Source organism: Streptomyces sp. HM190 (genome assembly GCF_009857135.1).
In the GTDB taxonomy this organism is placed as follows: domain Bacteria; phylum Actinomycetota; class Actinomycetes; order Streptomycetales; family Streptomycetaceae; genus Streptomyces; species Streptomyces heilongjiangensis.
Genome location: NZ_CP047318.1, coordinates 5,541,431 through 5,563,090 on the forward strand (window position 1 = coordinate 5,541,431; position 21,660 = coordinate 5,563,090).

Here is a 21,660-nt window from a genome sequence, read left to right on the forward strand (position 1 = left end):
TGGCGGGTTCGAACAGCTGGCGTGAATGGGGCGAGTGTTCGGACTCGTCCGTTTGTGGTGTCTGTCGTTCGGAAACACGCTCTTTATCGGAAGAGTTCCCGGGATTCACAGTTTCCCCCTAGTCTCTGCACTGGTGCGCGACAGGAGTGACGTTCCGTCAGGAGCGTGGACTCCCGTCGTGACAGGGGGATTTGGGATCTGGGGGGATCTTTCTTGCTGACGTCAGTCTTCATCGCCGTCGTCTCGCTCGCCTTGTTCTGGATGGCTGCCTTCACTCTGTGGTGGCAGATGCACGCGTGGCGCACGCCCGAGGTGCTCGCCTCCACCCGGTTCAGCAGACCCGACGGGGACGAACACGTGTCCTTCTCGCTGCTGCTGCCGGCACGCCATGAACAGGCCGTGCTCGACCACACCATCCAACGACTGCTTGAATCCAGCCACGACGACTTCGAGATCATCGTGATCGTCGGCCATGACGATCCGGAGACCACGGCGGTCGCCCGCGCGGCCGAGGCCCGCGATCCGCGCGTCCGCGTCGTCGTCGACCGCCACGAGAGGAAGAACAAGCCGAAGGCGATGAACACGGCGTTACCGCACTGCCGCGGTGACGTCGTCGGTGTCTTCGACGCCGAGGACCAGGTCCACCCGGAGCTGCTCTCCCACGTCGACCACGCCTTCCGCACCACCGGCGCGGACGTCGTCCAGGGCGGGGTACAGCTGATCAACTTCCACTCCAGCTGGTACAGCCTGCGCAACTGCCTGGAGTACTTCTTCTGGTTCCGCTCCCGGCTGCATCTGCACGCGCAGAAAGGGTTCATCCCGCTCGGGGGCAACACCGTCTTCGTCCGCACCCAAGTGCTGCGCGACGCCGGCGGCTGGGACCCCGAGTGCCTCGCCGAGGACTGCGACCTCGGCGTCCGCCTCTCCAGCGTCGGCAAGAAGGTCGTCGTCGCCTACGACTCCGACATGGTCACCCGCGAGGAGACCCCCGGCAGCCTGATGTCGCTGATGAAGCAGCGCACCCGCTGGAACCAGGGCTTCCTCCAGGTCTACCGCAAGCGGGACTGGAAGCAACTGCCAGGATTCCGGCAGCGGTTGCTCGCCCGCTACACCCTCATGACGCCGTACCTCCAGGCCGTCTCCGGCGTGATCATCCCGCTGAACGTGGCCGTCGCGCTCTTCCTCGACGTGCCCGTCGGCGTCGCCTTCATCACCTTCCTGCCGGCCGTCACCGCACTCGTCACCTTCGTGTTCGAAGTCGTCGGACTGCACGACTTCGGCAAGCAGTACGGCCTCCGCGTCCGGTTCTCCCACTACGTCAAGCTCGTCGTGGGCGGCCCCTTCTACCAGGTGCTCCTCGCCCTCGCCGCAGTCCGCGCCGTCTGGCGCGAGCAACGCGGCCGCAACGACTGGGAGTTGACCAGCCATGTCGGCGCACACCTTGCGAACGTGAACCGAGAGGACGTTCCCGCGTGACCTCCACACTTCCCGCGGAGACCACGACGCACGTCACGGTCCCCGCGCAGCGGACAGCTGCGCCCACACCCCGTTCGACCGATCGAACAACTCCTCCCGCTCCGCCCGCCCGCCCGCGCGACTCGCGCCCCGACCTGCTCCTGTGCGGCCTCCTCCTCGTGGGGATCATGATCGTGCAGGGCTGGAACATCGCCGACTACCCGACCCTCAGCGACGACGAGGGCACCTACCTCGCCCAGGCCTGGGCCGTCCAGGAAGGCCGAGGACTCGCCCACTACACCTACTGGTACGACCACCCGCCCCTCGGCTGGATCCAGATCGCCGTCCTGACCTGGATCCCCGCCCAGCTCGCCCCCGAGTCGATGACCGTCGGCTCGATGCGCGCGGTGATGCTGGTCATCAGCGCCGTCAGCGCGGTCCTGGTCTACGTCCTCGGCCGCCGCCTGTCGCTGCCCCGCTGGGCCGCCGGCCTCGGCATGGCCCTCTTCGGGCTGTCCCCGCTCTCCGTCGTCCTCCAGCGGGAGATCTTCCTCGACAACATCGCGGTCATGTGGACGCTGCTCGCGTTCTGCCTCGCCGCCTCCCCGAGCCGTCACCTCTGGCACCACTTCGGCGCGGGCATCGCCGCCGCCGCGGCCGTCCTCACCAAGGAGACGATGCTCCTCGTCCTGCCCGCCGTGCTGCTCACCATGTGGCGCCACAGCCACCGGGACACCCGCAAGTTCGCCCTCACCGGCGCCATCACCGCCTGCACCCTGATCGGCGTCTCGTACCCGCTGTTCGCCCTCCTGAAGGGCGAGCTGTTCCCCGGCGACGGCCATGTCTCCCTCTGGGACGGCATCGCCTACCAGATGAGCCGCCCCGGCTCCGGCTTCATCCTCAGCGAGGGCACCGGCTCGTACGGGGTCCTGCAGTCCTGGCTCTACTACGACCGCGTCCTGCCCCTCGGCGGACTCGCCGGCGCCCTGCTGCTCCTGGTCACCTGGCGCTGGTCGGTGACGGCCCGCGCCCTCGCCGGCCCCGCCCTGGCCGTCGCGATCCTCGCCGGCATGGCCCTGCGCCCCGGCTACCTGCCCGCGATGTACGTCATCCAGGCGCTGCCGTTCCTCGCCCTGGTCCTCGCCGGCGGCGCCGCGAGCGTCACCCACGGCGTCCTGCGCCGCCGGCGGAGCCCGACCGAGAGGCGCCCGCTGACCTGGACGCGGTACGGGGTGGCCGTCGCCCTCGCCGCCACGGCCGCCGCGTACGTCGTCCCCCGCTGGTACGACGGCAACCGCACCGCCATGACCTTCGACGCCAACGCCCCCTACCGGCAGGCCGCCACGTGGCTCGGCAGCGAGGTCGACGACCCCGGCCGCACCCGGGTCCTCGTCGACGACGCCCTCTGGCTCGACCTCGTCCACGAGGGCTACCGCCCCGGCCTCGGCGTCATCTGGTTCTACAAGGCCGACCTCGACCCCGCGGTCACGAGGACGATGCCGCGCGGCTGGCGCGACCTCGACTACGTGGTCGCCTCCCCGACCGTACGGCGCGACGCGGTGAACCTGCCCAACGTGCGGGCCGCGATGGAGAACTCGACGCCGGTCGCCACCTTCGGCACCGGTGAGGACCGCATCGAGATCCGCAGGATCCAGGCCGCGGGAGGCGACCGATGAGCAGCGGTTACGAGTCCGTCGTCCCCGAGGAACTGGGCGATCCGGCGGTGCGCGGCGCCGAGGTGCCCGAGCCCGGGGCCGTCACCATCGTCGTCCCCACCTTCAACGAGTCCGCGAACGTGCGGGAGCTGCTCCACCGGATCACCGAGACGGTGCCCTCCCGGCTGCCGTGCGAGGTCGTGTTCGTGGACGACTCCACCGACGACACCCCCGACGTGATCGACGAGGCCGCGCAGGACTGCCCGTTCCCGGTGACCGTCCTGCACCGCGACCGCCCGACGGGCGGACTCGGGGGTGCCGTCGTCGAGGGCATGAAGGCCGCCACCTCCGACTGGATCGTCGTCATGGACGGCGACCTCCAGCACCCGCCGTCCCTGGTGCCCGAGCTGGTCGCGACCGGGGAGCGGTCGTCGGCGGGCCTCGTCGTCGCCTCCCGCTACATCAAGGGCGGCAGCCGGGCCGGTCTCGCCGGCAGCTACCGCGTCGCCGTCTCCCGCGGCGCGACCTGGCTCACCAAGTCCCTGTTCCCGCGCCGCCTGCACGGCATCAGCGACCCGATGAGCGGCTTCTTCGCGATCCGCCGCAGCGTCGTCACCGCGGAGACGCTCCAGCCCCTCGGCTACAAGATCCTCCTCGAACTCGCCGTGCGCGGCCGGCCCCGCCGGGTCACCGAGGTGCCGTTCGTCTTCCAGGACCGCTTCGCCGGCGAGTCCAAGTCGACCGCGAAGGAGGGCTTCCGGTTCCTGCGTCACCTGGCCGGACTGCGCACGGCCTCCCCGCTGGCCCGCCTGATCGTCTTCGGCCTGATCGGCGTCACCGGCTTCCTGCCGAACCTGGCCGGCCTGTACGCGCTGACCTCGGCGGGCATGCACTACCTCCCCGCCGAGATCCTCGCCAACCAGCTCGGGGTGGTCTGGAACTTCTTCCTCATCGAGCACCTGTGCTTCCGCGAGCGGAGGTCCCACCGCAGGGGCTGGGACCGCATCGGCCGGTTCGCGGTGCTCGCCAACGCCGACCTGGTGCTGCGGATCCCGCTGATCGCCCTGTTCGTCGGCCGGTTCGGCATGGGGGCGCTGCCCGCCACCGCGCTCGCCCTGGTGACGACCTTCGTCCTGCGCTTCGCGGGCACGGAAGCGCTCATCTACCTGCCCCGCAGGAAGCCTCGCCGCGGGGAGCGCGGCGGGCGGCAGAAAGCCGGACCGGTGCCCTGTCCGGCCGAGAGCACGGAGGCCGGGCAGCGGTCCGGGCCGGCCGAGTCCGCAAGGAGAACACGATGACGAGCCGTCTCACGAGCCGTACGAGATTCCGCATACGACCCAGACCCAGACGCAGGACGGCCCTCCTGGCCGTCGGGGCCCTCGCCGCCGGGCTCCTCCTCGTCTCGCCCCAACCGGCGTCCGCCGCCAACCTCGTGCAGAACCCCGGCTTCGAGACGGCGGGCCCCCCGGGCGCGGCCGACATGCCGTACTGCTGGGAGAAATCCGGCTGGGGCGACAACGACTTCACCTTCACGACGGTCGCGGACGCCCACTCGGGCGGCAAGGCCATGAAGGTCGAGCTGACCCGCCGCGTCTCCGGCGACCGCAAGGCCCTGATCACCGAGTCGGCGGCCTGCGCCCCGCCGGTCTCGGTGGGCAAGCAGTACGACCTGGGCCTCTGGTACAAGTCGACGACCCCGGACACGTCCGTCACCCTCTTCCGCCACGACACCTCGGCGGGCTGGCAGTACTGGACCGACCTCAAGACCCTGGACATGGCGGGCACCTGGACCCAGGCGTCCGTCCGCACCCCCGAGATCCCGGCGAACACCGACCGCATCACGTGGGGCGTCTCGGTCTACGGCACGGGCTCCGTCACCACCGACGACTACACGATGGACCAGGTCGCCGACCCCGTCCCGGAACCCGAGTGCACGGGCACACCGGCGGAGTGCGCGAACGGCCGCTGGGACGTCCTGCCCACCCGGAACCCCGTCCGCTCCATGCACTCCGTCGTCCTCAACAACGGCAAGGTGCTGCTGATCGCCGGCTCCGGCAACAGCGAGGAGATGTTCGAGGCGGGCACGTTCACCTCGGCGGTCTACGACCCCGAGAACGGCACGTACAAGCAGATCCCGACACCCGACGACATGTTCTGCGCGGGCCACGTCCAGCTCGACGACGGCCGCGTCCTGGTGATGAGCGGCAACAAGGCGTACCCGGCGGCCAACGGCTCGCACGGCTACGAGGGCTACAAGGACTCGTACGTCTTCGACCCGGTCACCGAGACGTACAGCAGGACCAACGACATGAACGACGGCCACTGGTACCCGTCGGCGACGATCCTCGGCAACGGTGACGTCATCTCGTTCGGCGGTCTGCGCGAGGACTCCACGGGCTCGGTGACGGCCGAACTGTGGTCGGACGCCGAGCAGAAGTGGCTCGAACTCTGGAAGGTCAACCAGACCTGGTCGTACTGGGGCCTGTACCCGTCGATGATCCTGATGCAGGACGGCCGCCTCTTCTACTCCGGCAGCCACGTCTTCGGCAACAACATCCCCGGCACCGGCTCGGCGATCTACGACTACGGCGCCAACACGGTCACCCAGGTCCCCGGCCTCCAGCGGAAGGACGAACGCGACCAGTCCGCGAGCGTCCTGCTGCCGCCCGCACAGGACCAGAAGGTCCTCACCCTCGGCGGCGGCAACATCGAGTCGAACCCGGCGGCGAACCGCCTGACCGACGTCATCGACCTCAAGGCCCCGAACCCGGCGTACGTCGCCGGCCCGCCGATCCCGCAGGGCACGGTGGACCTCGGGGCGGGCAAGGTCGCCCAGACCGGCGACCAGGGCAAGATGTACGTCTCCGCGGTCCTCCTGCCCGACGGCAAGGTCCTGGAGACGGGCGGCGCCCTCCACAACCGCGCCGACCCGGTCTTCGAGGCGTCGCTCTACGACCCGGCGACGAACACGTTCGACCCGGTCGCGGCGGACCCCGAGGCCCGCGGCTACCACTCGTCGGCGTTCCTGCTCCCCGACGGCCGCGTCATGGCGACGGGCGACAACCCGGGCAACGGCTCCTGGAACCACAACGTGTCGGTCTACACCCCGCCGTACCTCCTGAAGGGCCCCCGACCGAAGATCACCTCGGTGATCGACAAGGAGTGGGTGTACGGGGACACGCAGCGCATCACGGTGGACCGCCCGATCGCGAAGGCGGAACTGATCCGCCCCGCGGCGGTCACGCACTCCTCCGACCCCAACCAGCGCTTCGTCGACCTGCCGCTGTCGGTCGACGGCGACAACGTCGACCTGAACGTGACGAGCAACCCGAACCTGGCCCCGCCGGGTTGGTACATGCTCTTCGCGGTCGACGCCAACGGCGTTCCGTCGGTGGCGGAATGGGTCCACCTGCAGGGCCCGTCGGCCCTGGCGAAGGCGTCGGGCGAGACCCCGTCCGCCCACGTCCACGACTTCGCGGACGCCCTGAAGGGCAAGGCGACGGGCCCGGGGAAGAAGACGAAGTCGAAGCAGGTGAGCCCCACGCTGGCGGGCTGCGACCGCCACTACGGCTCCGCGAACGTCTGCGTGCCGACCGCCTTCCCACCGGAGGTGAAGCCGACGACGGCGTCCCGCTGCGCGTGGCTGAAGAACAACGACTACGGCCGCCTGAGACTGAACGGCAAGGACGACCCGCTGAGGCTGGACCGCGACGGGGACGGGCTGGCTTGCGGGAAGGGGGATGTGAGCCGGGGCTGACGAGAGGGCGGAGGAGTACGCCTGCTTGCGGGCCACGCACCTGCTGGCCGACGGCTCCGTGTCCGGTGGCACTTCGCCGGGTACGGGGCCGTGGTGCGCCTGCGGGCGCTGCCCCCTGCCACTGCCCGGCGAGGCCGCGTGGTCACTCAGGACACCGCAGCCCGGCCTTCGGGTCGTCGCGCGGGCCGGGTCAGGACGTGGTGGCTCAGCCAGACGTACGACGCCATGGCCACCGAACCCCGCGCCATGAGGTCGGCCCACAGGGGGAAGACGTGGGCGACACGGCCGACCTCCACGACTGCCCACAGCAGAACGGACGTGAGAACACCCGCCACCGCCAGGACGAGCACGTAACTGACGGCGGCCGTACGGTTGCGGCCGAGCCAGGTACCCAGCAGACCCGAGGGGATCTGCACCGTCACGTGGAAGATGACACCGATGGACACGAGCGCCAGAAGGATCATGAACGGCGGCAGGTCGGCGGAAGGATCGTTGGCCGGGGCCGCCCCGTACGCGTCCAGAGCCCAGGCCGGTGGTACGAGGAAGGTGAGCAGCAGCAGCGCTCCGCTCAGATGCATGGCGGCGAGGTGCGCCGCCGCCCGACGGAGCACACTCGTACGACTCGTGCCAGAAGTCGTCTCGTTGTCGCTTGCCTTCACTTTCCCCCCTCGACGCGTCGCGCACCGCGACCCATTCGCGATACCAGCAGCCGCGACACCAGCAGCACAGTGCGCCGTACCGGACCGCAGGCCGTTCCCACCGCACCTCCGGCCACCGATGGACGCGGGCAAGGACAGAACCGTGCCGTCTCACTGACCTCCGGTAACCATGCCTCGGCAGAAGTCGTACCCCCAGCGGCGCCCGCCGCACCCGCTCCCTCGGAGCGGGTGCGGCGGGCGCCGGCCTTCACAGTGAACCGCGGCCGGCCGAGGAGACGTCGCTGGTCAGGGCAACCCATGTACGGCCGGCCGCGGAGTCGGGAGGGGACGGGTCAGGTCAGGCGCTGGACCAGGGCCTCGTACTCGTCCCACAGTTCCTTCGGCGTGTGGTCACCGAAGGTGTTGAGGTGGTCGGGGACGAGCGCCGCCTCCTCCCGCCACACCTCCTTGTCGACGGTCAGCAGGAAGTCCAGGTCGGAGGAGGACAGGTCCAGTCCGGCCGTGTCCAGGGCGGACGCCGTCGGCAGGATGCCGATCGGGGTCTCCACGCCCTCCGCCCTGCCGTCCAGGCGCTCCACGATCCACTTCAGGACGCGGCTGTTCTCGCCGAAGCCCGGCCAGACGAACCTGCCCCGGTCGTCCTTGCGGAACCAGTTGACGTAGTAGATCTTCGGCAGCTTCGACTGGTCCTTGTCCTTGGCCACGTCGATCCAGTGGGCCATGTAGTCGCCCATGTTGTAGCCGCAGAACGGCAGCATCGCGAACGGGTCGCGGCGCAGCTCGCCCACCTTGCCCTCGGCGGCCGCCGTCTTCTCGGACGCCACGTTCGCGCCGAGGAAGACGCCGTGGTTCCAGTCGAACGACTCCGTCACCAGCGGTACGGCCGTGGCGCGGCGCCCACCGAAGAGGATCGCCGAGATCGGGACGCCCTTGGGGTCCTCCCACTCGGGCGCGATGATCGGGCACTGCGACGCGGGGACCGTGAAGCGGGCGTTGGGGTGGGCGGCCGGTGTCCCGGACGCGGGCGTCCAGTCGTTGCCCTTCCAGTCCGTGAGGTGCTCGGGGGTCTCCTCCGTCATCCCCTCCCACCAGATGTCGCCGTCGTCGGTCAGCGCGACGTTGGTGAAGACCGAGTTGCCCCAGAGCGTCTTCATCGCGTTGGCGTTGGTGTGCTCACCGGTTCCGGGGGCGACGCCGAAGAACCCGGCCTCGGGGTTGATCGCGTAGAGCCGGCCGTCCTCGCCGAAGCGCATCCACGCGATGTCGTCGCCGATCGTCTCGACCGTCCAGCCGGAGATCGTCGGCTCCAGCATCGCGAGGTTCGTCTTGCCGCACGCCGACGGGAACGCCGCCGCCACGTACTTCGACTCACCCTGCGGCGGCGTCAGCTTGAGGATCAGCATGTGCTCCGCGAGCCAGCCCTCGTCGCGGGCCATGACGGAGGCGATGCGCAGGGCGTAGCACTTCTTGCCCAGCAGCGCGTTGCCGCCGTAGCCCGAGCCGTACGACCAGATCTCGCGGGTCTCGGGGAAGTGGGAGATGTACTTGGTGCTGTTGCAGGGCCAGGGGACGTCCTCCTGGCCGGGTTCCAGCGGGGCGCCGAGGGTGTGCACGGCCTTCACGAAGAAGCCCTCGGAGCCCAGCTCGTCCAGGACGGGCTGCCCCATGCGCGTCATCGTGCGCATGGAGACGGCGACGTACGCGGAGTCGGTGATCTCGACGCCGATCGCGGAGAGCGGCGAGCCGAGGGGGCCCATGCAGAACGGGACGACGTACATCGTCCGGCCGCGCATCGAGCCGCGGAACAGGCCCTTCTCGCCCTGGAAGATCTCCCGCATCTCGGCGGGGGCCTTCCAGTGGTTGGTCGGGCCCGCGTCCTCCTCCTTCTCCGAGCAGATGAACGTACGGTCCTCGACCCGGGCGACGTCGGTCGGGTCGGAGGCCGCGTAGTAGGAGTTCGGGCGCTTGATGGCGTCGAGTTTGCGGAAGGTGCCCTTCTCGACGAGCTCCTCGCACAGGCGCTCGTACTCGGCCTCGGATCCGTCGCACCAGACCACGTTGTCCGGCTGGGTCAGTTCGGCGATCTCGTTCACCCACGAGATCAGTTCTCGGTGGGTGGTGGGGACGGTTGACGGGGGAGCCGCGATCTCGCGCGCCACGATTGCTCCTAGATGAGGGATTTTTGTTGGAGGCCCCGTGGGGGCTGCGGCCCGGATGCTTCACGGGTGGATCTTTGGGCGCTCATCCGGTGCCGACCGCACTCATTTGATCATCCGACGAGAGTGCCCATATGTCCAGAGGACCTCACACGTGAGCACCGTGAGCATCGCCACTCGTCCATTCCCGTCACCGAGGTTTCCGTGAGTGACCGTCGCTTCACCGTGGGCCGCCATCGCCTCGTCGCGGGTCACCGTCGCTTCACCGTGGGTGTCCGGGGGCCGATCCAGGTGTCCCCGCTGCGACGCCCGCGTGAGACGATGGCCACTTCCGAGCGCTCGAACGGCTCGCGCAGTCCCGCAAGTTACGGGTCCGTAGGTACCATGCCGGACATGACTGCGTCCGTCCCCGACGCGCCCACGGAGACGACGGCCGATCGCCGCCGTCCGGACGCGCGTTCCTTGCCGCACCAGATCGCCCACCAGATCACGGATGAACTCCACGAGATAAAGCCGAAGCTGCGGGGCTGGCTGCACCTCGGGATGTTCCCGGCCGTACTCGTCGCCGGCCTGGTCCTCACCGCCCTCGCGGACTCGACCCGGGGGCGCATCGCCTGCGGTGTCTACGTCCTCACGGCCTGCCTGCTGTTCGGTGTGAGCGCGCTGTACCACCGGGGCAACTGGAGCCCCCGCATGGACGGCATCCTGCGCCGGCTCGACCACGCGAACATCTTCCTGATCATCGCGGGTACGTACACGCCGCTGACCATGCTGCTCCTGCCCGGCGCCAAGGGGCAGTGGCTGCTGTGGGGCATCTGGGGCGCGGCGCTCGCGGGGATCGTCTTCCGGGTGTTCTGGGTCGGCGCGCCGCGCTGGCTCTACACGCCCTGCTACATCGCGATGGGCTGGGCCGCGGTCTTCTTCCTGCCCGATTTCATGCGGACCGGCGGTATCGCGGTCCTGGTCCTCGTCGTGGTCGGCGGGCTCCTCTACAGCGTGGGCGGCGTGATCTACGGCATCAAGAAGCCGAATCCCTCCCCGCGGTGGTTCGGCTTCCACGAGGTGTTCCACTCGCTGACGCTCGCCGCCTTCGTGGTGCACTACGTCGGCATCTCGCTGGTGGCGTACCAGCACGGGTAGCGGCTCGGGCGAACCGGTACGCGCGGCGGACCGGACGGCCCCGTTCCCTCACGGCCACGGCTTCCCGCCGTGGCCGTTCTTCGTGCGCCCGCGCGGCATGCGGGGGCGGGGGGCCTGGCGGGGGCGGGACGGGCGTGGTGGCGCCGGGGGCCGGTGGCCGAGAATGAGCCGCATGAGCCCCGCACGCACCTCTCCCCCCACCGAGGGCCCTCAGCTGGGACTCCGTGAGCGGAAGAAGATCAAGACCCGGACGGCGATCCGCGACGCCACGTACGCGCTGATCGAGGAACAGGGCTACGACGCCACCACGATCGAGCAGATCGCGGACCGCGCCGAGGTCTCGCCGTCCACGGTCTTCCGCTACTTCCCCACCAAGGAGGACATCGTCATCACCGACGAGCACGATCCGGTGCTGCTCGCGGAGCTGACCGCACGGCCGGCGGACGAGCCGTGGCTCGACTCGCTGCGGTACGTGACCAAGAAGGCCGTCGCCCTCGGACTGGAGCAGGAGCCCGAGATCACCCGGCTACGGGCGCGTCTGATGGTCACCGTCCCCACGGTGCGGGCCCGCATGGTGGACGGCATGGCGGACACCGGCAGACGGATCGCCGAGGCCGTCGCCGCGCGCACCGGCCTCGACCCCGGCGGCCTGGAGGTGCGGGTCTTCACGATGTCCCTGGTCGGCGGCGTCACGGAGATCTTCCTCTACTGGGCCGAGAACGACTTCCGCGACGACCCCGCCGACCTCCTCGACCGTGCCCTGGCCGTCCTCGAACACGGCCTCACCCCCGCAAAACCCTGAGGTCACCCGCCCTCCGCCATGCCATCCTGGCCAGGTGAACGGTCCCGAGATCCACATCGAAGTCGCCCCAGAGCTGGCCCTGTTCGTGCCGCACCACCGCCGCGCGGGCGCGACCGCCCTCGCCACGGACGGAGTCTCCACGCTCGGCCATGTCGTCGAGTCGCTGGGCGTCCCGCTGACGGAGGTCGGGGCGCTGCTCGTGGACGGCGGTGAGGTGCCGGTGTCCCACGTGCCGGCGGCCGGCGAGTCCGTGACCGTACGACCGGTCGCACGCCCGCAGCACGTACCGGGCGCCCCGCTCCGCTTCCTCCTGGACGTCCACCTCGGCACACTCGCGCGCCGGCTGCGGCTGCTGGGTGTCGACACGGCGTACGAGTCGACCGACATCGGCGACCCGGCGCTCGCCACGCGGTCCGCCGCCGAGCGGCGCGTGCTGCTCAGCCGCGACCGGGGCCTGCTGCGGCGGCGGGAGCTGTGGGCGGGGGCGTACATCTACAGCACGCAGCCGGACGAGCAACTGCGTGACGTCCTGGACCGTTTCGCCCCGGAGTTGCGGCCGTGGACCCGCTGCACCGCCTGCAACGGACCGCTGCGGCCGGCCACGAAGGAGGAGGTCGCCGACCGTCTGGAGCACGGCACGCAGCGGTCGTACGACGTGTTCGCGCAGTGCGGCGACTGCGGGCGCGCGTACTGGAAGGGCGCGCACCACGAGCAGTTGGAGGCGATCGTCCGGGAGGCGCTGAGCACGCGGACCCGGGCGGGCTGAGCACGGGTGCCGGTCCGGCGGGCCCGCGCGGTCCGCGTCAGGCGTGCGGTCAGTGGTGGAGGACCATCTCCTTGGCCCGGCGGTACTCCTCGTCGGTGATGTCGCCCTTGGCGCGGATCTCGGAGAGCTTGGCGAGTTGTTCCGCCTCGTCGGCGGGGCCGGCCGTACCGACGGTCTCGCGGACGTACTGGTCGGTCTCGCGCAACCTGGCCTGGACGTGCTCCTGTTCACGCCGGCCCATGCCCTTGCCGCGGGCGATGACGTAGACGAAGACGCCCAGGAACGGCAGGACGAGCGCGAAGACCAGCCAGCCCGTCTTGGCCCAGCCGCCCAGCCCGTCGTCCCGGAAGATGTCGACGACGACACGGAACAGCAGGAAGAACCACATGACCCACAGGAAGATCCACATGATCGTCCAGAAGGCGCCCAGGAGCGGGTAGTCGTAGGCCAGGTTCACGGTGCTTTCCATGGTTTCTCCTGTCGTGTGCGCCGCAGGGGGCGCGGTCGTGTGCGTACCGCTTCGGGAGCGCCGCGGCGCGTTCCGGGCGGAAGGGCCTGAGTCACCCGGGGGTCGGCGCCGACCGGCTGTCGGCGGGTGGGCGTCGCTCCGTGCCGGAGGCAGCCGCGAGCACGCCGAGGACGATCAGGACGAGGACGACGATGCCGAGGACGAGCGCCACGGCGCCGGGGGTGGGGTAGTTCCACAGCACCAGGGCCAGCGCGCCGCCGCCGATGGCGATTCCGGTGGTCCACTTGACGTGGGTGGCCAGCCAGCGGCCGGTGCCACCGGTGCGCAGACCGCGGCTCGCCATGGCCCGCCCGGTGGCGCCGGTCCCCTTCGCCGCCGTGCTCCTGACCCACCGGGAAGGACGCGAGGGGCCGTACAGGAACGCGGCCAGCGCCGTGATCACCGCGATGACCAGGACCGTGACGGTGCTGTTCCTGAGGAAGCGGATGAAGGTGTCGTAGATGTCGGCCGCGGCGTTCCTCGGCAGGGCGCTCGGCGGGACGGAGTCCAGATAGACCGACCGCATCACGGCGAGGCCGACGAGCAGCACGATCATCATGATCCCGATGCCGATCGCCGTCGACATCAGCGCCACGCGGTGCGCGGGCCCGCTCCAGACGGCGAGCGCCGACAGCGCGAGGACGACGACGGGGAGCCAGGTGCCGACCACGTCCAGCAGGCGCATGGCGTCCTGCGCCTCGTTCAGTTTGTCGGTCTCCAGCAAGGTGATCGTCTTGTCGACGTCGGGGATCTTCGACGCCTGGTCGAAGCCCTTGTCCACCAGGTCCTTCTTCACCTCGTCGATGAGGGTGCCGAGATTCAGGTCGATGCTGTCGGTGCCGGCCTGGATCGCGCTGTTGCCCTCGCCGGTGAGGACCTTGACCACGGCGGCGTGGGCCCGCCGGTTGGCGTCGTCCCACACCTCGGCGAACCGGTCGCTGGTCACCACCTTGTTCACGACGGAGTGGACGGCCGAGGTGAGCGCGCTCTTCAGGGGGCCGGTGAGCGCCTCGGCGCCCTGGACCACCCGGGGCGGCGCCCCTTCCCTCTGGAGCGTGCGCCCGATGGCGTCGGTGAAGGCCGCGACGTCGACGCTGTCGACGACGCGTGTGGTGAGCCGGTCGGTCACGGTGTTCTGCACGGAGGGCTCCGTCGCGATCGGGGCGACGGTCTGGACGTACCGGTCGGTGTCCGACACCTCGGAGTCCACCCAGGCCGCGACCACGGCGAGCGGCGCCAGCAGGAAGGCCACGAGCAGCAGTACGGAGGTGGCCGCGTACCGCAGACGCCGGTGGCGGCCGTGGGCCGCCTTGCGCAGCCGTTCGTATTCTTCACGTTCCGCGGCACTCAACGGAGGTCCGCCGGCCGGACGGCCGGCACCTTCGGAGCCCGAGGAAGAGCCACCTGAAGAAGCCATGGAACTCCCCTTGGCGGATGGGCACTCGGCTGAGTGCGGGCAGGGGTGGGGCGGGGCGCGAGGGTGGGGTGTGGGGTGGTGGTGGGTGTGGGGTGGCAGGCGGGGCCGGGAGGAGCGGCGGCGTGGGCGTGGCGGGCGCCGCGGGTGGGCCGGTCAGTCGGCTCGGCGGGGGCCGGATGCGTCAGCCGGTCGGGTCCGCCGGGGCGGGGAGCCGCCTCATGCCTCTTCCAGGGCCTCGCCGAACTCGCGCAGCATGCGGCCGTGATGACTGTGGGCGAGTTGGTGTCCCACGGCCAGGACCAGCGCCACCGGCCATTCGATGATCTCGCAGGCCGCCAGGACGCCGACGCCGGCGAGGAAGGCGAGCTGTTCCGGTGGGAGCAGTTCGATACGGGCACCGAGCACGTCGAAGGTCACGGCGTGGCGGGTGACGGCGCGATCGGCCGCCCCGCTCGGCGTCACCACGACCGGGTCCGTGTCCGGGGTGCTGGGGGAGAGGGGACCGGCCTCCTGTGGGGTGACTGCTGACGCGGTCATGGCTGCCATCCGATCCGTCGTCGATCACGACCGTCGGCCTCTCGGCGATGTGTCACGTCACATTTGTCCCGACTTGACCACTCTAGCCAGGCTGGTCGGGTGACGCATGGCGAGTGCCGTCCGTCATGCGCGGGGGCTGCTCCGTCGCAGGTCGCGCGGCCGGAGCGGACCGAATATGCGGATCCTCGCCGTGGGTGGTGCACTGGATGAGGGTGCCGTGGCCGGAGGAGAGGCCGCGGGGACGCACCGGGAACACCGCAGTCACCGGGCATGCCGGAATCGGCGGGAACGCCGGGTTCGGCGGGCGTGCCGGGGGCCGTCCGGCCGCCCGGAGCGGAGAACGGGCAGCGGCATGACGAGGACGTCACCGCACACCGGGCCCGCGCGACCCTACTGCCCCTTCCGGCACCGGACTTGACCCTACGGGCCCCCGGCCCCGACCCGCCTGCCCCCCGGCCCCGACCCTCCCGACCCCGACCGCTCCCGGTGCTTCCGTCCCCGACCGTGCCTCTGCTCGGAGGAGCGGCGGGCAGGACGCGGATCGTGCCGGGCAGGACACGGATCATCCGGATCATGAGGAGTTGCCGTGAGCAGCGAAAGCGACGCATTCGACGACATCGGCCCCGTCGACTACCTGGTGGTCGAATACCCGGGTGGCCGCCCCACCGGCGAGGCCCTGCCGTACCTCGTCGACCTGGTCGACCGGGGATTGATCCGCATCCTCGACCTCGTCTTCGTCCGCAAGGGGGAGGACGGCGCGGTGGCGGCGGTCGACATCGCGGATCTGGCCCGGGGCACGGGCGCGGACGGCGCGGACCTCACCGTGTTCGAGGGCGCGACCTCGGGACTGCTCGGGCGGGAGGACATCGAGGAGGCCGGGCAGGCGATCGGGGCCGGCAGCACGGCCGCGATCCTCCTGTACGAGAACCGCTGGGCCGCGCCCTTCGCCCGCGCACTGCGGCACAACGGCGCCCGGCTGGTGGCCGTCGGGAGGATCCCCGTCCAGGACCTCGTCGCGGCACTGGACTCGGCGGAAGCCGACGTCGAGGCCGGGGCCGAGGCCGGCACCGGGTCGTGACAGGACGCAGCGCACAGCAGGAGGTGCCGATCATGCCAGGTCTCATTCGCGGAGTGGCCCGGACCGCCGTCGTCGCGGGCACGGCGACGGCGGTGTCGAACCGTGTGTCCCGGCGGCAGGCGGGCCGGTGGGCCCGGCAGGACGCCCAGGAGTACACACCGCAACCGGAGTCCGCTCCCCAGGCGGCACAGGCTCCGCAAGCCGCGGCTCAGCCGGCGGAGCCGTCCTCGGCGGACAAGATCGCCCAGTTGAAGGAGCTGGGTGAGCTGAAGGAGCAAGGGGTGCTGACCGAGGAGGAGTTCGAAGACCAGAAGCGCGCCGTCCTCGGCGGGTGACGACCGGCCACGGGCAGCGGTGCGGTCCTCGTCATCCTGACCCTCTTCTGACCCGGTGACCCACGCTCAAGTGACAGGGAGACACACCATGGCTCAGACGACACACCCACGCCGGTCCGCGTCCCGGTCCCACCAGCGCTCCGCGTCCTGGGCCGGCGGGCTGGTGGCGTTCGGCGCGGTCATGCTGATGGTCGGCGGCACCCTCGACGTGCTGCGCGGCATCGTGGCCATCGCCGACGACGACATCATCGTCAGCACCCCGAACTACGTGTTCCAGTTCGACACGACCGGGTGGGGCTGGATCCATGTGGCGCTCGGCGCCCTGGCCGTGGTGGTCGGCGCGAGCCTCTTCAACGGCCGGACCTGGGCCCGCGTGGTCGGGGTCCTGCTCGCGGGCCTGCTCCTGATCACCAGCTTCCTGACCCTCCCGTACTACCCGCTCTGGTCGCTCGTACTGATCGCGGTGTACGGCTTCATCATCTGGGCCCTGTGCACGGTTCAGCCGCAGGGCAGATGAGGACGGTCCTGTCCTGACAGCGCCGTCCGGACGCCGAGGGCCAACCGCACACCGGATCACGCACCGCGACGCCGGCCGCGTCGCGGTGCGTGATCCGGCCTGCGGCCGGGGGCCGGGCGGTGCGGGGCAAAACGCCTGCCTCGCCGGGGAAATCGCGGGACACTACGGGACATCCGCACCGAACCCCGAAATGAGGTGAGCCGGGGGTGCGTACACCCGTAAGTGACCCCATGAAGATCGGCCCGTACAAGATAGAGGGCCGCCTCGGCTCCGGAGGGATGGGCTGGGTCTATCTCGGCCGGTCGCCCGCCGGCCGCGAGGTCGCGGTCAAGGTCGCCCGACCGGAACTCGCCGCGGAACCCGAGTTCCGTGAACGCTTCGCGCGGGAGGTCGCCGCCGCCCGCGTGGTCAGCGGCGCGTACACCGCCGCCGTCGTCGACGCGGACCCCGACGCCGAACTGCCCTGGCTGGCCACCCTGTACGTCCCCGGCCCCTCCCTCGCCGAGGCGGTCCGCGCGGACGGTCCCCTCCCCGAGAGCCAGGTGCGCCCCCTCGGCGCCGGGCTCGTCGAGGCGCTCCAGGCCATCCACGCCGCCAAGGTCGTCCACCGCGACCTCAAGCCCGCGAACGTCCTGCTCGCGAGCGACGGCCCCCGCGTCATCGACTTCGGCATCTCCCGCGTGGACGGTGCCCCCGGACTGACCCGTGTCGGCGTCGTCGTCGGCACGCCGTCGTTCATGTCGCCGGAGCAGATACGCGGCGCCACGGCCGGGCCGCCGAGCGACGTCTTCTCGCTGGGCGGGGTGCTCGTGTACGCGCTCACCGGACGCCCTCCGCACGGCACCGGGGACGGGGTGCGGGTCGAGGTCGTACGCGGGACGCCGCAACTCGACGGCGTGCCGGACGGGCTGCGGCCCCTCATCGCGCGCTGCCTCGCCAAGCGGCCCGAGCGGCGTCCGCAACTCGCTGAGATCCTTGCGGAGTTGGTCATGGGGCAGCCGACGGTGGCCGCCTGGCCGCCGCCCCAGGTCGCCCGGACCATCGAGGTGCGGCACGAGGAGCTGAAGGAGCGTCACCTGCGGCGCAGCACCAGCGAGTCCGTGCCCTCCTGCCTGCTGCTGCACGCCCAGGCACTGCTCGACGCCGGGCTGACCGACGCCATGGTCACCGAGGCGGTGGTCCGTGACGGCGCCTGACTCCTCCCCGAACCGCGACGCCTATCCCGGCCGTGACCCGTATCCCGGCCGTGACCCGTACCCCGGCCGTGACCCGTATCCCGATCGGGACTCGTACCCCGGCCGTGACTCCCACCCGGGCCGTGACTCCTACTCCGGCCGCGAGCCGTACGCCGGTCGCGACTCGTACGGCGGTCGTGAGCCGTATGCCGGTCGTGATTCGTACGCGGGGCGTCCCGAGATCTACGACCTCGGGACGCACTGGCGGCAGCTCGTGCAGAACTGGGTGGCGCGGCGGAATTACCACACCGCCCACGACACCGTGTCCGTCTCCCTGCAATTCGATCTCCGTGAGGCGGGGCGGACGGTCACGGTCAGATTCATGACCACCAGGAAACTCCTCGTCGCCTTCGCCACGGACGGGAATTTCCTGCGGCAGGACCAGCTCGCCATCGCCGCCGCCGCTTCGAACGCCTGGAATACCGAGCAACTGAACCCCATGCTCTCGGTGTGGGACGTACGCGGGCCGCGTCCCTGCCTCGCCGGGGTCTGTGATCTTCCGCTGACCTGTCGTATCACCCAGGCCGACTTCGATGCCTTGGCCAATGATTGGGTGGAGCGGGCGCGGCAGATGTTCAGTCGTTGTCATCAGGTGTTCAAGTTGTAGAAGCGAAACGCAAGGCGATCGACCATTGCCGTAAGTCGCCCGGTGGAATTCCCCAAACCCTTCCGGTCGACCTGTTTCCTGCTCCAGTATGGGGCGGGTCTTTCAGGGCCGCGGGGGCGTGCCTTTCAGGCCACGGGGGGTTGGTGCGATGGCTGCCGTCGGGCGTGTGTCCGCTTTCGCTGTGCTGATGGGATTGTCGGTCGCCGCGGCATCGCTGATGTCACCGGTCGCGGCGGCCGACTCCTGCGGCGACAGTCTCGGGGAGCAGGTGACGTGCGGGGCCGCGGTGATCTCCAAGGGGGCCGTCGTCATCACGCTCGACGGTCCGCTGGAGTACAGGAAGCTCAGCGAAGGGCAGCGCGCGAGCCTTGAGCGCCTTCGCGAGGACGGCAACCCGCTTGTCGTGCAGGTGCCCAAGGGCGTTTCGACCGGGGAGGGCGGCACGGCCCTGCTCCTCATGGCCGACGGCCGGCTCGTCGATCCCGAGGCCAGGATCGACCCGCTGCGATCGGAAACGCTGTCCGTACTGACGGACGCAGGCATCTGCGAGAACAAGGAGCTGTGCGACTCGGTCAACAGCGGTCCGACCGGAAAGCAGTTCATCGACGCCGGGTTCGCCGCCGACTATTCCGCCCACACCTTCGCCGTCGACCCCGAGGAGGCCGGCCCCGACACGAAGTCCCCCGGCCCCGGCAACCCCGCCGACAAGGATGACAAGGACGACAAGGACAACAAGGGGGGCAAGAGCGACCGGGGCGAGGACGACAGCGACGGCGAGGGCGGAGGCCAGGACGACACCGCACGGGCCGCGGGCGAGGGCACGGAGGCCGCCGGGGACAGCACCTCCTGGGCCGCCCTGTGGATGGGACTACTGCTCGTGCTGCTGCTCCTCGCCTTCGCCGTCGTCATCCGGCGCTCACGCGGCCCCGTCGCCCTGGGACACCGCACGGCCGCCGGGCGGCCGGCCGCCATGCCACCCGGTGGCGCCGCACGCCGCCGCGAACCGCGGCCGGCCGAGGGCCGCACCCCCACCCGTGCCGCCTCCACCCGTGCCGCCCCCGCGCAGGGCGCCGACGAGGCCACCACCCAACTGCGCGTCGCGGCGCCCACCGTGCGCCATGGACGTCAGGTGAGCGCGCGCCCCACTCACACCCGCACCGCCGTCGTCCGCACCGAACTGCACCCGCAGGGCTACGTCGAAGTCGACCGGGTGCTCTACCGGGCGGTGTGGGCCGAGGCGGGACGGCCACCGCCCACGCCCGGCGGACTCGTCGACGTCGCCGAGGCACCCGAAGGCGACTCCGACGTCCCCCTGTACGCCTTCCCGCCCACCGCCGCCCGCCACGCCAAGGGCACCCCCCGCTGAAGCCGAGCCCCGCAACCCGACCCGACCCCGAGCCCCACACCCATGCCCACACCCACGCCCGACCCGCACGCGTACCGCGCACAAGAACGGAAACACCAGGGGGACCACCGATGCACAGCGAATACCCGCCCACCCTGCCGGCGGAGTACGCCGACATCGAGTTCGAGAACAACGCCCAGCGCATGCCGCTCGTGCTGTGCCTCGACACATCCAGCTCCATGGCGGGCGCGCCGATCCAGGCACTCAACACCGCGCTCGCCGAATGGACCCGCGAACTCCACGACGACGTCAGCCTCAGCTACAGCGTGGAGGTCGCCGTCGTCACCTTCGGCGGCCAGAGCGTCGGCGCCTGGCGCGGGCCCCACCTGCTCGACCCGCGTACCCCGACGAGCCCGTTCATCCCCGCGCACGCCTTCCAGGCACCGCAGCTGACGGCCGCCGGAGTCACCCTGATGACCGAGGCGCTGGAACTGTCCATGCACATCGTCGCGGCCCGCAAGGCGGAACTGAGGGCGTCCGGACTCCAGTACTACCGGCCGCAGGTCTGCCTCGTCACGGACGGGCTGCCCACCGACCCGACCGGCCACCTCACCGACTCCTGGCAGCGGCTGATACCCGTCCTCGCCGAGGAACAGCGGTCCCGCCGGTTCCGCCTGTACGCCATCGGGGTGGGCGGCATCACGGACCGCGGGGAGCAGGTGCTGCAGGCGTTCGCGCCCAAGTTCAACGCGCGCCTGCAGGGATTCCCGTTCCGGGAACTGCTCCAGATGATGTCCGCCAGCGCCAACGCCGAGCAGAAGGGGGCGGGGGACGAGGTGTTCGAGAAGATCTTCAGCCAGTTCAAGACACAGCGCCCCGCCTGGGAGGCGTGAGGTGACCGTCCCGTCGTGGCGCATCCACGGGCTCAGCGTCGAGGGGTACCGGCACCGGCGGCAGGGCCTGCCCTGCCAGGACGCCTGCGGCTACGTCGTCACCTCCTCCGTCGCCGTCCTCGCGGTCGCCGACGGCGCCGGGAGCCGGCCCCGCTCGGAGGAGGGCTCCCGGCTGGCGGTGAACCTGGCCGCCGAGCACTTCGCCCGGCGGGCCGGCGCGGCCGTGGACGTGCCGCCGGGCGAGACCGTGCACGAGCTGCTGCGGGACGCGTTGCAGGACGTCAGCGACGACTTCCTGGACCGTACGGGCAGTGACGCGCCCGACTTCGCCACCACCCTCACCGTGGTGGTGCTGGCGCCCGGCTGGCTGGGCCACCTGACCGTCGGCGACGGGTTCGTCGTCGTACGGGCCGGGACCGAGGACGGGGAGCGGCAGTTCCATCTGCTGCCGCAGGCGGCGGCGGTCAGCGAGTACAGCAACGAGACGGTGTTCCTCACCTCGCGCGACGCGACCCGCTGGACGCGCACCGAGTGCCTGTCGGACCACGGGATCGACGGGGTGCTGCTCTCCACGGACGGCCTCGCGCAGGCCATGCTCAACCGGTCGGCGAGCGGCGCCCCGTCCCCCAACGCGTCCTTCGCCGACGCGGTCTTCCGTTCCCTCGACACCGCGCCCGACGACGCCGACGGCAAGCTCGCCGCGCTGCTGCGCTCGGACCGCCTCACCGCCCTGAACGCCGACGACAAGACCCTGCTGCGAGCCGTCCGCCCGAGCCGCGGATGACGGCGCACCCCTCG

The 21,660-nt window shown here is 70.8% G+C and carries 20 protein-coding genes; 15 read left to right on the forward strand and 5 right to left on the reverse strand.

The window, feature by feature from the left end; all coding sequences use genetic code 11:
* Window positions 1-213: 213 nt before the first annotated feature.
* The 4 genes from GSY65_RS23800 to GSY65_RS23815 are packed head-to-tail and all read left to right on the forward strand — an operon-like array spanning window position 214 to window position 6,867.
* The gene (locus GSY65_RS23800) at window positions 214-1,476 is read left to right on the forward strand and encodes a glycosyltransferase (RefSeq protein ID WP_159772252.1); all 1,263 of its coding nucleotides are present in this window, start codon (window positions 214-216) and stop codon (window positions 1,474-1,476) included.
* A complete protein-coding gene (locus GSY65_RS23805) occupies window positions 1,473-3,131 on the forward strand; it encodes an ArnT family glycosyltransferase (RefSeq protein ID WP_159772255.1) in 1,659 nt (552 codons plus the stop codon). The genes GSY65_RS23800 and GSY65_RS23805 overlap by 4 nt, the downstream gene beginning before the upstream one ends.
* Window positions 3,128-4,408 carry a glycosyltransferase gene (locus GSY65_RS23810; protein WP_236580006.1) on the forward strand — a complete coding sequence of 427 codons (1,281 nt, stop codon included), beginning with the start codon at window positions 3,128-3,130 and terminating at the stop codon, window positions 4,406-4,408. Before GSY65_RS23805 ends, GSY65_RS23810 begins: the two co-directional genes overlap by 4 nt.
* Window positions 4,405-6,867, forward strand: coding sequence for a galactose oxidase-like domain-containing protein (locus tag GSY65_RS23815; protein ID WP_159772258.1), 2,463 nt, complete (start codon window positions 4,405-4,407; stop codon window positions 6,865-6,867). The genes GSY65_RS23810 and GSY65_RS23815 overlap by 4 nt, the downstream gene beginning before the upstream one ends.
* 146 nt (window positions 6,868-7,013) lie before the next feature.
* Here GSY65_RS23815 and GSY65_RS33995 read toward each other — a convergent pair whose 3' ends face one another.
* Window positions 7,014-7,445 carry a hypothetical protein gene (locus GSY65_RS33995; RefSeq protein WP_236580008.1) on the reverse strand — a complete coding sequence of 144 codons (432 nt, stop codon included), beginning with the start codon at window positions 7,443-7,445 and terminating at the stop codon, window positions 7,014-7,016.
* 413 nt (window positions 7,446-7,858) lie between these two features.
* Entirely contained in the window at window positions 7,859-9,685 is a 1,827-nt protein-coding gene (locus tag GSY65_RS23825; protein WP_159772261.1) for a phosphoenolpyruvate carboxykinase (GTP), read from the reverse strand.
* 390 nt (window positions 9,686-10,075) lie between these two features.
* Here GSY65_RS23825 and trhA point away from each other — a divergent pair, with 390 nt between their 5' ends.
* From trhA to GSY65_RS23840, 3 genes are all read left to right on the forward strand, one after another.
* Window positions 10,076-10,822 carry a PAQR family membrane homeostasis protein TrhA gene (gene trhA / locus GSY65_RS23830; protein ID WP_380965605.1) on the forward strand — a complete coding sequence of 249 codons (747 nt, stop codon included), beginning with the start codon at window positions 10,076-10,078 and terminating at the stop codon, window positions 10,820-10,822.
* A 172-nt stretch (window positions 10,823-10,994) separates the two neighbouring features.
* The gene (locus tag GSY65_RS23835; RefSeq protein WP_159772266.1) at window positions 10,995-11,624 is read left to right on the forward strand and encodes a TetR/AcrR family transcriptional regulator; all 630 of its coding nucleotides are present in this window, start codon (window positions 10,995-10,997) and stop codon (window positions 11,622-11,624) included.
* Between the two features lie 34 nt (window positions 11,625-11,658).
* The gene (locus GSY65_RS23840) at window positions 11,659-12,390 is read left to right on the forward strand and encodes a Mut7-C RNAse domain-containing protein (RefSeq protein WP_159772269.1); all 732 of its coding nucleotides are present in this window, start codon (window positions 11,659-11,661) and stop codon (window positions 12,388-12,390) included.
* Between the two features lie 49 nt (window positions 12,391-12,439).
* Here GSY65_RS23840 and GSY65_RS23845 read toward each other — a convergent pair whose 3' ends face one another.
* From GSY65_RS23845 to GSY65_RS23855, 3 genes are all read right to left on the reverse strand, one after another.
* A complete protein-coding gene (locus GSY65_RS23845) occupies window positions 12,440-12,859 on the reverse strand; it encodes an SHOCT domain-containing protein (protein WP_159772272.1) in 420 nt (139 codons plus the stop codon).
* A 91-nt stretch (window positions 12,860-12,950) separates the two neighbouring features.
* On the reverse strand, window positions 12,951-14,249 hold the full coding sequence (locus GSY65_RS23850; protein WP_159772275.1) for a hypothetical protein: 1,299 nt from the start codon (window positions 14,247-14,249) through the stop codon (window positions 12,951-12,953).
* Between the two features lie 282 nt (window positions 14,250-14,531).
* Window positions 14,532-14,852: a hypothetical protein gene (locus GSY65_RS23855; RefSeq protein WP_201452642.1), complete on the reverse strand. Its 321-nt coding sequence runs from the start codon at window positions 14,850-14,852 to the stop codon at window positions 14,532-14,534.
* A 586-nt stretch (window positions 14,853-15,438) separates the two neighbouring features.
* Between GSY65_RS23855 and GSY65_RS23860 the strand changes: the two genes are divergently transcribed.
* The 8 genes from GSY65_RS23860 to GSY65_RS23895 all read left to right on the forward strand — a co-directional run bounded on the left by GSY65_RS23860 (window position 15,439) and on the right by GSY65_RS23895 (window position 21,646).
* Window positions 15,439-15,930 (forward strand): DUF6325 family protein, encoded by a 492-nt coding sequence (locus GSY65_RS23860; RefSeq protein ID WP_236580010.1) that lies wholly within the window; start codon window positions 15,439-15,441, stop codon window positions 15,928-15,930.
* A 32-nt stretch (window positions 15,931-15,962) separates the two neighbouring features.
* Window positions 15,963-16,265, forward strand: coding sequence for an SHOCT domain-containing protein (locus tag GSY65_RS23865; RefSeq protein ID WP_159772278.1), 303 nt, complete (start codon window positions 15,963-15,965; stop codon window positions 16,263-16,265).
* An 88-nt stretch (window positions 16,266-16,353) separates the two neighbouring features.
* The gene (locus GSY65_RS23870; RefSeq protein ID WP_159772281.1) at window positions 16,354-16,782 is read left to right on the forward strand and encodes a DUF7144 family membrane protein; all 429 of its coding nucleotides are present in this window, start codon (window positions 16,354-16,356) and stop codon (window positions 16,780-16,782) included.
* A gap of 206 nt (window positions 16,783-16,988) precedes the next feature.
* Window positions 16,989-17,978 carry a serine/threonine-protein kinase gene (locus GSY65_RS23875; protein WP_159772284.1) on the forward strand — a complete coding sequence of 330 codons (990 nt, stop codon included), beginning with the start codon at window positions 16,989-16,991 and terminating at the stop codon, window positions 17,976-17,978.
* Window positions 17,965-18,624, forward strand: a complete 660-nt coding sequence (locus tag GSY65_RS34000; protein WP_236580012.1) for a hypothetical protein — start codon at window positions 17,965-17,967, stop codon at window positions 18,622-18,624. Before GSY65_RS23875 ends, GSY65_RS34000 begins: the two co-directional genes overlap by 14 nt.
* Before the next feature lie 166 nt (window positions 18,625-18,790).
* Complete coding sequence (locus GSY65_RS23885; protein ID WP_236580013.1) at window positions 18,791-19,990, forward strand: hypothetical protein; 1,200 nt, start codon at window positions 18,791-18,793, stop codon at window positions 19,988-19,990.
* A gap of 110 nt (window positions 19,991-20,100) precedes the next feature.
* Window positions 20,101-20,862: a vWA domain-containing protein gene (locus GSY65_RS23890; protein WP_159772289.1), complete on the forward strand. Its 762-nt coding sequence runs from the start codon at window positions 20,101-20,103 to the stop codon at window positions 20,860-20,862.
* A 1-nt stretch (window position 20,863) separates the two neighbouring features.
* Entirely contained in the window at window positions 20,864-21,646 is a 783-nt protein-coding gene (locus GSY65_RS23895; RefSeq protein ID WP_159772292.1) for a PP2C family serine/threonine-protein phosphatase, read from the forward strand.
* Window positions 21,647-21,660: the final 14 nt, after the last annotated feature.

Excerpts from the sequence above, each read along its gene's own strand:
- GSY65_RS23835 (WP_159772266.1), top strand. The coding sequence starts at position 10,995 with ATGAGCCCCGCACGCACCTCTCCCCCCACCGAGGGCCCTCAGCTGGGA.
- GSY65_RS23810 (WP_236580006.1), top strand. The coding sequence starts at position 3,128 with ATGAGCAGCGGTTACGAGTCCGTCGTCCCCGAGGAACTGGGCGATCCG.
- trhA (WP_380965605.1), top strand. The coding sequence starts at position 10,076 with ATGACTGCGTCCGTCCCCGACGCGCCCACGGAGACGACGGCCGATCGC.
- GSY65_RS23890 (WP_159772289.1), top strand. The coding sequence starts at position 20,101 with ATGCACAGCGAATACCCGCCCACCCTGCCGGCGGAGTACGCCGACATC.
- GSY65_RS23815 (WP_159772258.1), top strand. The coding sequence starts at position 4,405 with ATGACGAGCCGTCTCACGAGCCGTACGAGATTCCGCATACGACCCAGA.
- GSY65_RS23845 (WP_159772272.1), bottom strand. The coding sequence starts at position 12,859 with ATGGAAAGCACCGTGAACCTGGCCTACGACTACCCGCTCCTGGGCGCC.
- GSY65_RS23870 (WP_159772281.1), top strand. The coding sequence starts at position 16,354 with ATGGCTCAGACGACACACCCACGCCGGTCCGCGTCCCGGTCCCACCAG.
- GSY65_RS23855 (WP_201452642.1), bottom strand. The coding sequence starts at position 14,852 with ATGACCGCGTCAGCAGTCACCCCACAGGAGGCCGGTCCCCTCTCCCCC.
- GSY65_RS33995 (WP_236580008.1), bottom strand. The coding sequence starts at position 7,445 with ATGCATCTGAGCGGAGCGCTGCTGCTGCTCACCTTCCTCGTACCACCG.
- GSY65_RS23865 (WP_159772278.1), top strand. The coding sequence starts at position 15,963 with ATGCCAGGTCTCATTCGCGGAGTGGCCCGGACCGCCGTCGTCGCGGGC.